Source organism: Ensifer sp. ENS11, assembly GCF_014851895.1.
Taxonomy (GTDB): domain Bacteria; phylum Pseudomonadota; class Alphaproteobacteria; order Rhizobiales; family Rhizobiaceae; genus Ensifer; species Ensifer canadensis.
Genome location: NZ_JACVAN010000008.1, coordinates 1 through 13,890 on the forward strand (window position 1 = coordinate 1; position 13,890 = coordinate 13,890).

General features: G+C 62.5%; 11 protein-coding genes and 1 pseudogene. 10 read left to right on the forward strand and 2 right to left on the reverse strand.

Translation table 11 applies throughout. From position 1 onward, the window contains the following. Positions 1-358: 358 nt before the first annotated feature. Complete coding sequence (locus tag IB264_RS16775; protein ID WP_025424977.1) at positions 359-1,303, reverse strand: LysR family transcriptional regulator; 945 nt, start codon at positions 1,301-1,303, stop codon at positions 359-361. Positions 1,304-1,539: 236 nt separating this feature from the next. Here IB264_RS16775 and IB264_RS16780 point away from each other — a divergent pair, with 236 nt between their 5' ends. The 7 genes from IB264_RS16780 to IB264_RS16810 all read left to right on the forward strand — a co-directional run bounded on the left by IB264_RS16780 (position 1,540) and on the right by IB264_RS16810 (position 9,063). Further along, a complete protein-coding gene (locus tag IB264_RS16780; RefSeq protein WP_025424978.1) occupies positions 1,540-2,745 on the forward strand; it encodes an ABC transporter substrate-binding protein in 1,206 nt (401 codons plus the stop codon). A gap of 14 nt (positions 2,746-2,759) precedes the next feature. Further along, on the forward strand, positions 2,760-3,542 hold the full coding sequence (locus tag IB264_RS16785) for an ABC transporter ATP-binding protein (protein ID WP_025424979.1): 783 nt from the start codon (positions 2,760-2,762) through the stop codon (positions 3,540-3,542). A 1-nt stretch (position 3,543) separates the two neighbouring features. Beyond that, positions 3,544-4,245 (forward strand): ABC transporter ATP-binding protein, encoded by a 702-nt coding sequence (locus IB264_RS16790; RefSeq protein WP_025424980.1) that lies wholly within the window; start codon positions 3,544-3,546, stop codon positions 4,243-4,245. Between the two features lie 3 nt (positions 4,246-4,248). Further along, the gene (locus tag IB264_RS16795; protein WP_192433863.1) at positions 4,249-5,136 is read left to right on the forward strand and encodes a branched-chain amino acid ABC transporter permease; all 888 of its coding nucleotides are present in this window, start codon (positions 4,249-4,251) and stop codon (positions 5,134-5,136) included. Between the two features lies 1 nt (position 5,137). Further along, positions 5,138-6,124 carry a branched-chain amino acid ABC transporter permease gene (locus tag IB264_RS16800; RefSeq protein WP_107027569.1) on the forward strand — a complete coding sequence of 329 codons (987 nt, stop codon included), beginning with the start codon at positions 5,138-5,140 and terminating at the stop codon, positions 6,122-6,124. Between the two features lie 161 nt (positions 6,125-6,285). Continuing rightward, complete coding sequence (locus IB264_RS16805) at positions 6,286-7,881, forward strand: GMC family oxidoreductase (RefSeq protein WP_025424983.1); 1,596 nt, start codon at positions 6,286-6,288, stop codon at positions 7,879-7,881. 141 nt (positions 7,882-8,022) lie between these two features. Continuing rightward, the gene (locus tag IB264_RS16810) at positions 8,023-9,063 is read left to right on the forward strand and encodes a Tim44 domain-containing protein (RefSeq protein WP_025424984.1); all 1,041 of its coding nucleotides are present in this window, start codon (positions 8,023-8,025) and stop codon (positions 9,061-9,063) included. Positions 9,064-9,216: 153 nt separating this feature from the next. Here IB264_RS16810 and IB264_RS16815 read toward each other — a convergent pair whose 3' ends face one another. Next, positions 9,217-10,134 carry a LysR family transcriptional regulator gene (locus IB264_RS16815; protein ID WP_025424985.1) on the reverse strand — a complete coding sequence of 306 codons (918 nt, stop codon included), beginning with the start codon at positions 10,132-10,134 and terminating at the stop codon, positions 9,217-9,219. A gap of 89 nt (positions 10,135-10,223) precedes the next feature. Between IB264_RS16815 and IB264_RS16820 the strand changes: the two are divergent. The 3 genes and pseudogenes from IB264_RS16820 to IB264_RS16830 all read left to right on the forward strand — a co-directional run bounded on the left by IB264_RS16820 (position 10,224) and on the right by IB264_RS16830 (position 13,756). Beyond that, a pseudogene (locus tag IB264_RS16820) lies at positions 10,224-10,704 on the forward strand (DMT family transporter). A 262-nt stretch (positions 10,705-10,966) separates the two neighbouring features. Continuing rightward, positions 10,967-12,172: an MFS transporter gene (locus tag IB264_RS16825; protein ID WP_057218335.1), complete on the forward strand. Its 1,206-nt coding sequence runs from the start codon at positions 10,967-10,969 to the stop codon at positions 12,170-12,172. A gap of 105 nt (positions 12,173-12,277) precedes the next feature. Beyond that, complete coding sequence (locus IB264_RS16830) at positions 12,278-13,756, forward strand: aldehyde dehydrogenase family protein (protein WP_025424987.1); 1,479 nt, start codon at positions 12,278-12,280, stop codon at positions 13,754-13,756. Positions 13,757-13,890 lie beyond the last annotated feature (134 nt).

The following is a 13,890-nucleotide window of genomic DNA, read 5'->3' on the forward strand; positions in this document are numbered from 1 at the left end:
GTCAAAAAACAGACGGTCAAACCGTCAAAACTTCCCGCCGAAACTCGCGTCCCGACCAATCAGCATCCGCCAATCAAGGAAACCTTAAAACGAAGGACATCGTCGCCAGCAGCGCCGCCGCCCTCGTTCAGTGATCGGGCTTATAGACCCCACTCACCGAACACGTCAACAGGCATTCGCAAAAAATCGACAAGATCGAACAACACATTGAAAATACAAACGAATTGGAAGCGAGAGTTATCAACAGCCCGCTCCGCATCACCAGACCAGCAAAACCAAAACCAGAATCATTGGCCAATCGGTCAAAAAGCGTTGCCAAGAGCCAGGGAACCGCGGAAGGGATCTGGCCGGCAGCCGATTATGGCCGCAGCGCCAGACCACCTGGCACCACCGCCAACACTCGCTCGCGGCTGAAACACCCCCGGTTCTCCCGCACGATCTGCGTCAGAAACTCGCGCACCGCCCTCACCCGCGGCACGGCAATCAAGTCGCGGTGGCAGATCATCCAATAGGTCCGCTTCAACTCGATCTCGTCGGGCAGCACGATCTCAATGTCCTTTTCGTCGCGCGCCATAAAATGCGGCAGCACACAGAGGCCAAGCCCTTGGCGTACGGCCTTCAGCTGCGTGAGGATGCTGGAACTCTGAAAATGCGCCCTGAGGCCCGGCTGGATCTCGCCGAGATAATCGAGCCCGGGCGCGAAGATCATGTCTTCGATGTAACCCACGAAACGATGGGCAGCGAGATCGTTGCGGCTCCTGATCGGCGGATGACTGGCGAGATAGCTGCGGGAACCATAGACATGCAGCGTATAGGGTGTCAGCACCTCTGAATGGTAAGGGCCGGCCTTTGGCGCCGTCAGCGCCACCGACAGATCCGCCTCCTTGCGCGACAGCGACATGATCTGCTGGATCGCCACCAGCTCCAGCGAAATGTTGGGGTAGGTCGCGGCGAAGCTCGAAAGCCTGTCCGACAGGAAGAAGTTACCGAAACCTTCGAGTGTGCTCAGCCTGACGACGCCGCGCTGCGCCGTCAGGCCGTCGCTGATATCGAGCTGCAGCTGCTCGGTCTCGCGCTCGATGCGCTCGGCGGTCTCGACGAACCGCTGGCCGATCGCCGTCAGCACGTAGCCGCGCGGATTGCGCTCGAACAGCTTGACCTTGAGCGCAAATTCCAGCCGGTCGATCCGACGGGAAACCGTCGCGTGGCTGGTGCGCAACCGCCTTGCCGCGGTCGACAATTGCCCGGTGCGGGCGACCGCCAGAAAGAACTGCAGGTCGTCCCAGGTGAAGTTCGGATTCATCTCGCTGCCCCCATCTGTTCGAAAATGAACAGACCCTGTTTGCAATTTACGGGCAGCAGCGCTTGCGTCCAAGCGAATTTTTCCGGATTGTATCGTCGGAGCCGACATCTGAGGAGCATGTCTGGCCAAATTTGAACAGAACGGGACCGATGGTCCGGCAACGCCATGCGCTTGCCGGAGCCGAGCGGGATTTCGCATGGTTTGTGCCGGACTGATGACCCTTGGAGGAGGACACGATGACGAAGAAACTGCTTACCGCATTTGCCATGATGCTTGCCAGCAGCACCGCGGCGCTCGCCGATGCATCCGACGGCAAGGTCAAGATCGGCATCTTGAACGACCAGTCCGGCGTCTATGCCGATTTCGGCGGCAAATCCTCCTACGAGGCAGCGCTGATGGCGGTCGAGGATTTCGGCGGCAAGGTTCTGGGTGTGCCGGTGGAAGTGATTACCGCCGACCACCAGAACAAGGCCGACATCGCCTCCAACATCGCCCGGCAATGGTACGACACCGAGCAGGTCGACAGCATCATGGAGCTGACGAGTTCTTCGGTCGGCCTCGCCGTCCAGGCACTGTCGAAGGAAAAGAAGAAGATCACCATCAATACCGGCGCTGCCACCACAGAGCTTACCGGCAAGCAATGCTCGCCCTATGGTTTCCACTGGGCCTATGACACCCATGCGCTTGCGGTCGGCACCGGTGGCGCGCTGGTCAAGCAGGGCGGCGACAGCTGGTTCTTCCTGACCGCCGACTACGCCTTCGGTTACTCGCTCGAGGAAAACACCGGCAACTACGTCAAGGAAAACGGCGGCACCGTCGTCGGCTCGGTTCGCCATCCGCTGGCGACCACCGACTTCTCATCCTTCCTGTTGCAGGCGCAGTCTTCCGGCGCCAAGGTCATCGGCCTCGCCAATGCCGGCCTCGATACCTCCAACGCCATCAAGCAGGCCGCCGAATTCGGCATCGTCCAGGGCGGCCAGCGCCTGGCGGCCTTGCTCTTCACGCTCGCGGAAGTCCATGGCCTCGGCCTTGAAGCGGCACAGGGGTTGACGCTGACCGAAGGCTTCTACTGGAACCGCAACGAGGAAACGGCAAAATTCGGCAAGCGCTTCATGGAGCGCACCGGCAAGATGCCGAACATGGTCCATGCCGGCACCTATTCCGCCGTGCTTTCCTATCTGAAGGCGATCGAAAAGGCCGGCAGCGATGACGGCGATGCCGTTTCGAAGGAACTGCGTGCGCTGCCCGTCAACGACGTCTTTGCCGAAAACGGCAAGGTCGCCGAGAACGGCCGCATGATCCACGACATGTATCTCTTGGAAGTGAAAAAGCCGGACGAAAGCAAGGAGCCCTGGGACTATTTCAAAGTGCTCGCCACCATCCCCGGTTCCGACGCCTTCATCGATCCGGCCAAGAGCGGCTGCGACCTCGTGAAGTCGTGAGCGGTCGGATCGCGATGACCGCTGTCTTGCCAGAACAGAATGGAGCGCCGCGGGTGGTTTTGTCCGCCCGCGGTCTCCGTCGCGATTTCGGCGGTTTCACCGCCGTCAACAACGTCAACCTCGACGTCCACGATGCACGGGTCCACGCACTGATCGGTCCGAACGGCGCCGGCAAGACGACCGTCTTCAACCTTCTGACCAAGTTCCTGCAGCCGACCGACGGCACGATCACGCTGCTCGGCGAAGACATCACCCGCATGGCGCCGGACAAGGTGGCGCGCATGGGGCTGGTGCGCTCGTTCCAGATCTCGGCGGTGTTTCCGCATATGAGCGTGCTCGAAAATGTGCGGGTGGCGCTGCAGCGGCCGAACGGACTTGCCACCCAGTTCTGGAAGCCGATGTCGGCGCTCGACGGGCTGACGGCAAAGGCCGATCATCTCATCCGCTCCGTTGGTCTCGATAAGGAAAGAAACGCGGTTGCCGCCGATCTTTCCTATGGCCGCAAGCGGGTGCTGGAGATCGCCACCACGCTGGCGCTCGACCCGAAGGTTCTCTTGCTCGACGAGCCGATGGCCGGCATGGGCCACGAGGATGTCGGCATGGTGGCCGAGATCATCCGCGAGGTGGCGCGCGAACGCGCCGTGCTGATGGTCGAGCACAATCTTTCCGTCGTCTCGACCCTTTGCCACCACGTCACCGTGCTGCAGCGGGGAGAAATCCTCGCCGAGGGCGACTATGCAGAAGTGTCGGCCGACCCGCGGGTGCGCACCGCCTACATGGGCACCGAGGAGGCTTGAGATGAAACCGCTGCTGAAAGTCTCCGGCCTCAACGCCTGGTACGGCGAAAGCCACATCCTGCACGGCGTCGACATGACGGTCGGCGAAGGCGAGATGGTCACCCTGCTCGGGCGCAACGGCGTCGGCAAGACCACCACCCTGCGCTCGATCATGGGAATCGTGCGCAATCGCAAGGGCGCGATCGATTTTTCTGGCGAGGACCTGATCAAGGTTCCGCTGCACCGGGTCGCCCATCGCGGCCTCGGCTTCATCCCCGAGGAGCGCGGCATCTTCTCGACGCTCTCGGTCTATGAAAACCTGCTGCTGCCGCCGGCCGTGGCCAAGGGCGGCATGACGGTCGACGAAATCTTCGAGCTTTTTCCCAATCTGCACGAGCGCCGCAACAGCCCGGGCACCAAGCTTTCCGGCGGCGAACAGCAGATGCTGGCGATTGCCCGGATCTTGAGAACCGGCGTGCGCATGATGCTGCTCGACGAACCGACCGAGGGACTCGCCCCGGTCATCGTCCAGCGCATCGGCGACGTGCTCAAGACATTGAAGGAGCGCGGCATGACCGTTCTTCTGGTCGAACAGAACTTCCGCTTCGCCAGCAAGGTTGCCGACCGTTTCTACCTGATGGATCATGGCCGCATGGTCGGCGAGTTTCCGGTCTCGGAGCTCTCCGATCGCATGGGCATGCTGCATGACGTGCTGGGGGTCTGAGCCATGACCATGATCTTTGGAATTCCACTGCAAGCCTTCCTCGGCCAACTGCTGATCGGCCTGATCAACGGCTCGTTCTATGCACTCCTGAGCCTCGGCCTTGCGATCATCTTCGGCCTCTTGCGCGTCATCAACTTCGCTCACGGCGCGCAATACATGCTCGGCGCCTTCTTCGCCTGGATGCTGCTTTCCTATTTCGGCATCGGCTACTGGCCGGCGCTGATCGTGGCACCGCTTGCCGTCGGGCTTGTCGGCGCCGTCATCGAGCGCACGATGCTGAGAAGGCTCTACGCGCTCGATCCGCTTTATGGCCTGCTCTTCACCTTCGGCCTGGCGCTGACGATCGAAGGCACCTTTCGCTATCTCTATGGCGCTTCGGGCCAGCCCTATGCCACGCCGGCAGCCCTTGCCGGCGGCACCAATCTCGGCTTCATGTTCCTGCCCGTCTATCGCGGCTGGGTGATCGCCTTCTCGCTCGTCGTCTGCATCGGCACCTGGCTGGTGATCGAAAAGACCAAGCTCGGCTCCTATCTGCGGGCGGCGACAGAAAACCCTATTCTCGTCCAGTCCTTCGGCATCAACGTGCCGTTCCTGTTGACGCTCACCTACGCGCTGGGGGCTGCACTTGCCGCCCTTGCCGGGGTGCTTGCGGCGCCGATCTACCAGGTCTCGCCGTTGATGGGATCGAACATCATTATCGTCGTCTTCGCCGTGGTGGTGGTCGGCGGTATGGGCTCGATCATGGGAGCAATCATCACCGGCTATCTGCTTGGCGTTGCCGAGGGGTTGACCAAGGTGTTCTACCCCGAAGCCTCCAACATCGTGATCTTCGTGATCATGGCCATCGTTCTCCTGATACGGCCGGCAGGCCTCTTCGGCCGGGATGTTTGATATGACACTGACACTCGATATCGATAAGCCCAGGGAAAAGAAGCCGGTCGTCGCACAAACGATCTTCCTGGCGGCGGGTCTTGCGCTGCTGGTGCTCGCCCCTCTGTTCTTCTATCCCGTATTCCTGATGAAGCTGCTGTGCTTCGCGCTCTTTGCCTGCGCCTTCAACCTGCTGCTCGGTTACACCGGCCTCTTGTCCTTCGGACACGCGGCCTTCTTCGGCGGCGCCGCCTATTTCACCGCCCATGCGGTGAAGGAATGGGGGCTGCCGCCGGAACTCGGCATTCTCGTCGGTGTCGCAGGAGCCGCGTTTCTTGGCGCGATCATCGGTTTCCTCGCTATCCGCAGGCAGGGCATCTACTTCGCCATGATCACGCTGGCGCTGGCGCAGATGTTCTATTTCTTCTGCCTGCAGGCCGAGTTTACCAAGGGCGAGGACGGCATCCAGTCCGTGCCGCGCGGCCATCTCTTCGGCTTCATCGATCTCAGCCAGTCGGCGAACATGTATTACTTCGTGCTCGGAGTCTTCATCATCGGCGTGGCGATCATCTGGCGGATCATTCACTCGCCCTTCGGCATGATCCTGAAATCGATCAGGGAGAACGAGACGCGCGCCGTGTCGCTCGGCTACTCCGTGCGCAACTACAAGCTTGCGGCCTTCGTCATGTCGGCGGCACTCACCGGCCTTGCCGGCGGCGTGAAGGCGCTGGTCTTCCAGTTCGCGACGCTGACCGACGTCAGCTGGCAGATGTCCGGTGAGGTCATCCTCATGACGCTGCTCGGCGGTATCGGCACGCTGATCGGACCGCTGTTCGGCGCCGGCCTGGTCGTGACCTTGCAGAACTATCTCGCGACCTCCGAATTCCCGGTCACCATCATTACCGGCCTGGTCTTCATGGTCTGCGTGCTGCTCTTCCGGCGCGGTATCGTCGGCGAGTTCTATAATTCGAGGCTCGGCCGCAAGCTCGGCTTTGAACATCGACACTGAGCATTTCCAGGAAAAGTGCGAAGCGGTTTTCCGTCAGGAAATGCGTAAAAACAGAGAGCTAGAGCGTTTCCGCGACGCCGTTTAACCGGAAACGCTCTCTAGACAGGTCGGAGACATTGGCTCACGGCCGGACCGGGCATCGACAAGAGAGTGATGAGCCCATGGACACGTTCGACTATATCGTCGTCGGAGCGGGTAGCGCCGGTTGCGTTCTGGCCAACCGCCTTTCCGAAAACCCGGATCGCCGCGTCCTGCTGCTCGAGGCCGGCGGCAGCGACAACTATCACTGGATCCACATTCCGGTCGGCTATCTCTATTGCATCAACAACCCCCGCACCGACTGGTGTTTCACCACAGCTGCAGAGGAAGGGTTGAACGGTCGTGCTCTCGGCTACCCGCGTGGCAAGGTGCTCGGCGGCTGCTCGTCGATCAACGGCATGATCTACATGCGTGGCCAGGCGCGCGACTACGATCACTGGCGCCAGCTCCGGTGCACCGGTTGGGGCTGGGATGACGTCCTTCCGCACTTCCGCAAATCGGAAGACCACTATCGCGGCGCCGACGAAATGCATGGCGCCGGCGGCGAGTGGCGGGTAGAGAAGGCGCGCGTTCGCTGGGCCGTGCTTGACGCTTTCCAGAAGGCAGCGACCGAGGCCGGCATCCCGGAAACGCCCGATTTCAACCGCGGCAATAATGAAGGCTCCGGCTATTTCGACGTCAACCAGCGTTCCGGCATCCGCTGGAACACGGCAAAGGCGTTTCTGCGGCCCGCACGCGGCCGGAGCAATCTCACCATTCTGACCAAGGCGCATGTCCGGCGGCTGGTGATCGAGGAAGGTCGCATCGCCGGCGTCGAATTCCAGCACGATGGTTTGGTCAAGCGTGTTCGTTGTCGCCGCGAAACCGTTCTTTCGGCGGGCGCCATCGGCTCGCCGCAGATCTTGGAGCTTTCCGGTGTTGGCCGGGGCAATGTCCTGAGGGATAATGGGATCGAGGTCCGGCACGAGTTGGCCGGCGTCGGCGAAAACCTGCAGGATCATCTGCAACTGCGCCTCGCCTACAAGGTGACCGGGGTGCCGACCCTGAACGAGAAGGCAAGCACGTTTCTCGGCAAGGCGGCGATCGGCCTCGAATATCTCGCCAGGCGCTCAGGCCCGATGGCCATGGCACCGAGCCAGCTCGGCATCTTCACCCGTTCCGGCCCCGAGAAGGAAACGCCGGACCTGCAATATCACGTCCAGCCGGTGACGCTCGAAAAGTTCGGCGAGCCGGTTCATCCCTTTCCGGCGATTACCGCCAGCGTCTGCAATCTTCGCCCCGAAAGCCGGGGGTCGGTGCATCTCAAAGGGCCCGATTTCGCCGCAGCACCCGACATTCGCCCGCGCTATCTGACGGCAGAGGCCGACCGCGATGTCGCGGTCCGTTCCATTCGCCTGACGCGTCGCATCGTCAGCCAGCCATCCTTCGCCCGTTTCAACCCGACCGAGTTCAAGCCGGGACCTTCCTATGAGAGCGACGAGGATCTGCGGCGTGCTGCCGGCGATATCGGCACGACGATCTTCCACCCGGTCGGCACCTGCCGGATGGGCGCAGATCCGGAAAGCGTCGTCGACCCGGAATTGCGGCTGCGTGGCCTGCAAGGCCTGCGGATTGCCGATGCCTCGATCATGCCGACAATCACCTCGGGCAACACCAATTCGCCGACGATCATGATCGCCGAAAAAGCGGCGACGATGATCCTGGAAGCCAACCGCTGAGGGCTTTTCCGGGCCGATTTCACCGTCGGGATTACGGTAAACCAGGCCAAAAGCGACTCGAAAACCTTAAATTCCGGGACCGGAACCTCTATATGAGCCCGTGAAGGCCTCATGGGCCCAAGCACAATACAAGGGGTTTGAATGGCAATGCAGCGTTTTGGACGAGCTCTGGCGATGATGGCGATCGGTCTCACTGTCGCGCTCACGGTTGTGGATGTCGCCGAGGCCCGGCGCTCGGGCGGCGGCTTCGGCAGCCGTGGCACGCGCACCTTTTCGCAGCCGCCAGCCACCCGCACCGCGCCGACAAACGCGGCACCGATCGACCGCACGATGACGCCGCGCCAGGACGCCGGCCCAACGACGACCAATCCCGGGGCAGCTCAGACGCGCCCCGCCGGCGCCAACACGCCCAACGCACGGCCCGGCTTCTTCAGCGGCTTCGGTGGTTCGCTCCTCGGTGGCCTCATGGTCGGCGGCCTGATCGGCATGCTGATGGGCGGCGGCTTCGGCGGTGCTGCCGGCTTCCTCGGCCTGATCGTGCAGATGCTGTTGATCGGTGGCGTGATCATGCTCGCTATGCGCTTCTTCGGCCGCAACCGCCAGCCGGCCTATGCCGGTCCGTCCGAGCGTTCGTCGGCCCACTCGCCTTCGACTGGCGTACCGTCGTTCAAGATCCCGAGCATCGGCGGTGGCCAGGCAGGCGGCCAATCGAATGCACGCCCGACCGTCGTACCGACACCAGCCCCCGTCACCGACGGCCCGGCCGATGAAATCGGTGTCGGCCAGTCCGATCTCGAACAGTTCGAGAAGATGCTGAAGGACGTTCAAGCAGCCTATGCGGCAGAGGACTACGGCACCCTGCGTCGTTTGACGACGCCGGAAGCCATGTCCTACCTGGCCGAAGAACTCAGCGACAACGCCACCAGCGGCGTCAAGAACGACGTCACCGAAGTCCATCTCGTCCAGGGCGATGTCGCCGAGGCCTGGTCGGAAAACGGCACCGACTTCGCGACCGTCGCCATGCGCTACGAGAGCATCGACGTCATGCGCGACCGTACGACCGGCAAGGTGATCAGCGGCGATCCGGACAACCTGACCGAAGCCGTCGAGCTTTGGACCTTCGTACGCAAGCCCGAAGGCGAATGGCAGGTGTCGGCGATCCAGGGCGTCGGGCACGCCTGATAGCGCCAACAATCCAAAACCTTTGAGACCCGGCCGGCCCATCCGACCGGGTCTTTTTTTGCGCTTGCGACACCGCCCGACTCTAGCGCGCGACGGGGTGAAGCGCAGGCCCACCTGGTTCGTGCAAGGACGCAGACGAGTGATAACTCCGCATCAGCCCGCAACCGGCTCCTCATCGCCGAGAAGGCGCTCGATCAGCGTCCGCAACCAGCGATGCCCCAGATCGCCGTCGCGACGACGATGCCAGATCTGCTCGAAGTCGAACAGCGGAATGGCAAAGGGCGGCTCGAAGACGACCAGCCCGTGACCGTCCCCCTGTGGAAGGATGCGGCGCGCCACGGTCAGGACAAGATCCGTGCCGCGCACCAAGCCCGGTGCGACGCTCCAATGCGGAACCGCAAGACAGATGCGGCGCGTCTTGCCGGTCGCCGCGAGCGCAAGATCGATCTCGTTGCCGGCGTCGCCACGCAATGACACCAGCACATGCGGTCGGGCGAGATAGTCACCAAGATCGATGGCCAGCGATCCGCCAAGCTGTGACGCGTCGGCAAGGCAGGCAAAGCTTTCCCGAAAGAGCAACGATGATCGGATGCCTCCGCCGTGCGTCGGGAACACGCCCAGCGCCAGATCGATCTCGCCGTCCACCACCTGCGACGCCATGACCTCGCGGCTCGCCTGGCTGACGATCAGATCGATATATGGTGCCTCGGCCCGCAGGGTCGCCATCAGCTTCGGCAGCAGAACGGCAGCCCCGTAATCCGACATTGCCAATCGGAACACATGCCGCTCCGTTGCGGGATCAAAACCTGCGGGCGCAAGCAACGACCGCACGCGACCCATGGCCTCCACGAGCCGTGGCGCGAGCTCAAGCGCCCGTATGGTCGGCTCCAGCCGCCCGCCGTGGCGCACCAGCAGGGGATCATCGAAGAGTTCGCGCAAGCGCGCCAGCGCATGGCTGACCGCAGGCTGGCTCTTGTTCAGACGGACTGCCGCACGCGAGACATGGCGCTCAGTCAGCAACGCATCGAGCACGACCAGCAGGTTCAGATCGATTCCAGTCAGATTATTCATTCAACGAATATAGATCGTGCGAACTGCGAATTTCCATTCTTCATTTGGATGATGAACCATCGGGCGGTCAAACAGATCGGAATATTGTCATGCCAAATGCCGGATCACTCCTCCTCATCCTCGCCGCTGTCTTCGCCGGAGCCGTCGTGCCGTTCCAGCCCGGCGCCAACGCCATGCTTGGCCGGTTAATCGGTCATCCCCTCTGGGCGACGGTCGTTTCGCTCGGCGCCAGCCTCGCCCTCATCATTCCCATCATGATCGCCGTTCGCGTACCGATGCCAACGCTCGGTGAGACACTGAAGGGTCCCTGGTGGATCTGGATCGGCGGCCGTCATCTACATCACTGCCGCACTGCTGCTCGCCCCAAAACTCGGCGCCGCCAGTTTCATTGTCGCGGTGATCGCCGGACAGATGGCGGTCTCTGTCGTCATCGATCATTTCGGCCTGATGGGCTTTCCGGAAAAGCCGGTCAGCCTCGCCCGCCTCGTCGGCGTTGCGCTGATCATCGGCGGTATGGTCATCACGCAAATTGCAAGCACCATGCCCGCGCTGGCAAGCCAGGCCCGGTGAGCATGCACGCCTCCAACCACAATTCTTGTCGCTGACCCCGCAAGCATGTTAACACACGGTCATGTCGACCGAACCACACCTGATGGCGTGACGAGCCCCGCAAGGCGGGGCTTGCAGCAGCGAGCCCAAAGTCGCCCGTGTCTCACGGGCTGGTCTTCGTTGATTCGATTGATCTCCTTCTCCTAGATCGACGGCACGGCCCAACGACAGGTCGCCACGATGATCGGGAGCGCGAGGCAATCGACTGCCATTCGGGCTCGTTATGACATCGCCATCCCCCTGGAAATCGGCCGACTTCCGGCGCGTCGGGTTCGCTCTCGCCTTTTATTCCTTCTGCTCGTGGATGCTGGTCGCAGCACTGCCACTTCTCGTCGCCCAACGGTTCGGCACCGGCACAGACCTTGTCGGCAGCCTTGCGCTGCGGCTCGCACCGCGCATCCTGTTTGCCCCGGCTGCCGCCAGCCTGATCCGCCGCGCGGGCTCTCGGCTGCCCGTTGGTGCGGGGCTGATCGTCACTGCATTGTGCCTCTTCGCCCTTGCCGGCGTCGAACACGCAGGCACGCTTCAGATGGTGGTTCTGACAATCGGCTTTGCAGACACGATTGTCGTTCCAGGCCTGCTGGCGTTGCGCGCCGCCGCCGTGCCTTCCGGCCGCAATATGGAAGCCAACACGACGTTTCAGACGATCGATCGTCTCGCCAAAATCTTTGGCCCGCCGACGGCAGGTCTCATGCTGACGGTTATATCCCCTGCCCTCACCTTCCTTGCGCTTGCAGCCGGCCACCTCGTGGCCGCGTTCGCCCTTTGCCGGGGCGTTGCAACACCGGAGCAGATGCGGGTCAAACGGGAGCCAGCCGCTCGATCCGGTCTTTTCCGAGAGGCCGCGGCGACCATGCGCGAGAACCCGGTTCTTTGGGTACTCGTCCTGCCTGCTCTCGGCTACATGATTTCTCTCGGCGCGCTGCAGCCCTTCCTGTTCTGGCTCAATCACGACCAGTTCGGGCTTGGCGCCGCCACGTGGACCGTGCTGCTTGCAGCGCAAGGGACGGGTGCCGTCATCGGCGCGCTGGTCTCAAACCGCCTGGCGCGAACGCTGATCGATACACACTCGCTGCTGATGGCCTATCTCGTCGCAAGCCTTCTCGAAGGCGTGACGACGCTTGCGCTGGTCTTCGCCCCGACCCATGCGTTGGCGACGGTGGTGCTGATCATCGGCGGCATACCGGAGATGGTGGCTTTTGCCGCCTATTTCACGCTGCTCCAGCAGCGGCTGAACCTTGAGCGCCAGGCCGTCTTCTATGCGCTGAGCCTGCCGTTGATGGATCTGTTCATGGTGGCGGGCGTCCTCGCCGGCACCTTGCACAGCGGCGGCTGGATGACGCTTCGGCAGTTCTGGTTCGTCGCCAGTGCCGGCGCTATCCTTCCCGTTCTTCCGTTTCTTGCCTTCAGACCTTGCCGAAGATCGTAAGGGCCTGAACCGAAAGCGACATGGCCCAGAAAAAGTATGGCCGGCGGCTGGCGCGATCGCCACCGTGCGGGTCATACTCTCCCGGGCTGAAATGAGGGCACGGGCATGCGAGACAAACTATTCATTGACGGAAAATGGGAGAAACCCCGCCGCGGCGGTATGCTCGACGTGATCGATCCGGCAACGGAGGAGGTCATCCACCGCGTGCCGGCCGCCACCTACGACGATATCGACCGCGCCGTCAAAGCTGCCCGCATCGCCTTCGACAGCGGCCCATGGCCGAAGCTTACCGGCACGGAGCGGGCCGTCTATCTCCGCGCGATTGCCGAGAAGATCGAGGAAAGACGCCATGCGCTGGCGCATCTCGAAGTCACCGATAACGGCAAGCCGCTGCCGGAAGCACTGTGGGATATCGACGATGCCGCCGGGTGCTTCCGCTACTATGCCGGGCTTGCCGAGGAACTCGACGCCAACCCGGAGGAAACGATCGCCGTCGGCGACACCAGGTTCAGAGCCCGTGCCATCCGCGAACCCCTCGGCATCGTCGGCGCGATCACGCCCTGGAACTATCCGTTGCTGATGGTTTCCTGGAAGGTGGCGCCGGCGCTTGCCGCCGGCTGCACCATGGTGCTGAAACCGTCCGAGCTGACGCCGCTGACGGCTCTGGAACTGGGCGCAATCGCCGAGGAGGTCGAGCTTCCGCCCGGCGTGCTCAACATCGTCACCGGCACCGGCCAGGATGCCGGCCAGCCGCTGACCGAGCACCCGCTGGTCGACAAACTCGCCTTTACCGGCTCGGTACCGACAGGGCGAAAGGTGATGATGGCCGGCGCCCAGGACATCAAGAACATCAGCCTCGAGCTTGGCGGCAAGTCGCCCTTCGTGGTCTTTGCCGACAGCGATATCGAAAAGGCCGTCGAATGGATCATGTTCGGCATCTTTTGGAACCAGGGGCAGGTCTGCTCGGCAACCTCGCGCGTGCTCATCGAGGAACCGATCTACGATACCGTCGTCAAAAGGCTCTGCGAAGAGGCGGGCAAGATCACCATCGGCAACGGCCTCGACGAGGGCACATTGCTCGGGCCAATCGTTTCCAAGGGACAATATGACAAGATCCTGACCGCGATCGACCGCGCCCGCCAGGACGGCGCCACCATCGCGGCGGGCGGCGGCAGGCCCGCCGGTTTCAACAGCGGTTACTTCATCGAGCCGACCGTTTTGACCGACATGAGCGAAGACAGCTATGTCTGGCGCGAGGAGATCTTCGGGCCTGTCGTCTGCGTCAAGCCGTTCGCGGACGAGGCCGATGCGGTGCGCATGGCCAACGACAGCCGCTTCGGCCTTGCCGCGGCGGTCATGTCGGAGGACAAGGAGCGCTGCGAACGCGTCGCCCGGGCGCTACGCGCTGGCATCATCTGGATCAACTGCTCGCAACCGACCTTCCCCGAGGCGCCCTGGGGCGGCTACAAGCAATCGGGTATCGGTCGCGAACTCGGTCGCTGGGGCCTTTCCAACTATCTGGAGACCAAGCAGATCACCAGCTTCGATACCGACGAGCCGTGGGGCTGGTACATCAAGGCGTAGAGCGCCCCGCAGCACGGCGTCGGCCGCCAAGGACAGCGTCAAATTCCCTTCATGCGGCTATGGAATAAGCCAGATGACGGCAGCATCATGCCGCGGGGCTGCCGCATTGCGCGATTTGCGCGCTGGAGGGATGC

Bases quoted from the DNA above. Each gene is read 5' to 3' on its own strand.
- IB264_RS16775 (WP_025424977.1), bottom strand. From the start codon at position 1,303: ATGAATCCGAACTTCACCTGGGACGACCTGCAGTTCTTTCTGGCGGTC.
- IB264_RS16780 (WP_025424978.1), top strand. From the start codon at position 1,540: ATGACGAAGAAACTGCTTACCGCATTTGCCATGATGCTTGCCAGCAGC.
- IB264_RS16785 (WP_025424979.1), top strand. From the start codon at position 2,760: ATGACCGCTGTCTTGCCAGAACAGAATGGAGCGCCGCGGGTGGTTTTG.
- IB264_RS16790 (WP_025424980.1), top strand. From the start codon at position 3,544: ATGAAACCGCTGCTGAAAGTCTCCGGCCTCAACGCCTGGTACGGCGAA.
- IB264_RS16795 (WP_192433863.1), top strand. From the start codon at position 4,249: ATGACCATGATCTTTGGAATTCCACTGCAAGCCTTCCTCGGCCAACTG.
- IB264_RS16800 (WP_107027569.1), top strand. From the start codon at position 5,138: ATGACACTGACACTCGATATCGATAAGCCCAGGGAAAAGAAGCCGGTC.
- IB264_RS16805 (WP_025424983.1), top strand. From the start codon at position 6,286: ATGGACACGTTCGACTATATCGTCGTCGGAGCGGGTAGCGCCGGTTGC.
- IB264_RS16810 (WP_025424984.1), top strand. From the start codon at position 8,023: ATGGCAATGCAGCGTTTTGGACGAGCTCTGGCGATGATGGCGATCGGT.
- IB264_RS16815 (WP_025424985.1), bottom strand. From the start codon at position 10,134: ATGAATAATCTGACTGGAATCGATCTGAACCTGCTGGTCGTGCTCGAT.
- IB264_RS16825 (WP_057218335.1), top strand. From the start codon at position 10,967: ATGACATCGCCATCCCCCTGGAAATCGGCCGACTTCCGGCGCGTCGGG.
- IB264_RS16830 (WP_025424987.1), top strand. From the start codon at position 12,278: ATGCGAGACAAACTATTCATTGACGGAAAATGGGAGAAACCCCGCCGC.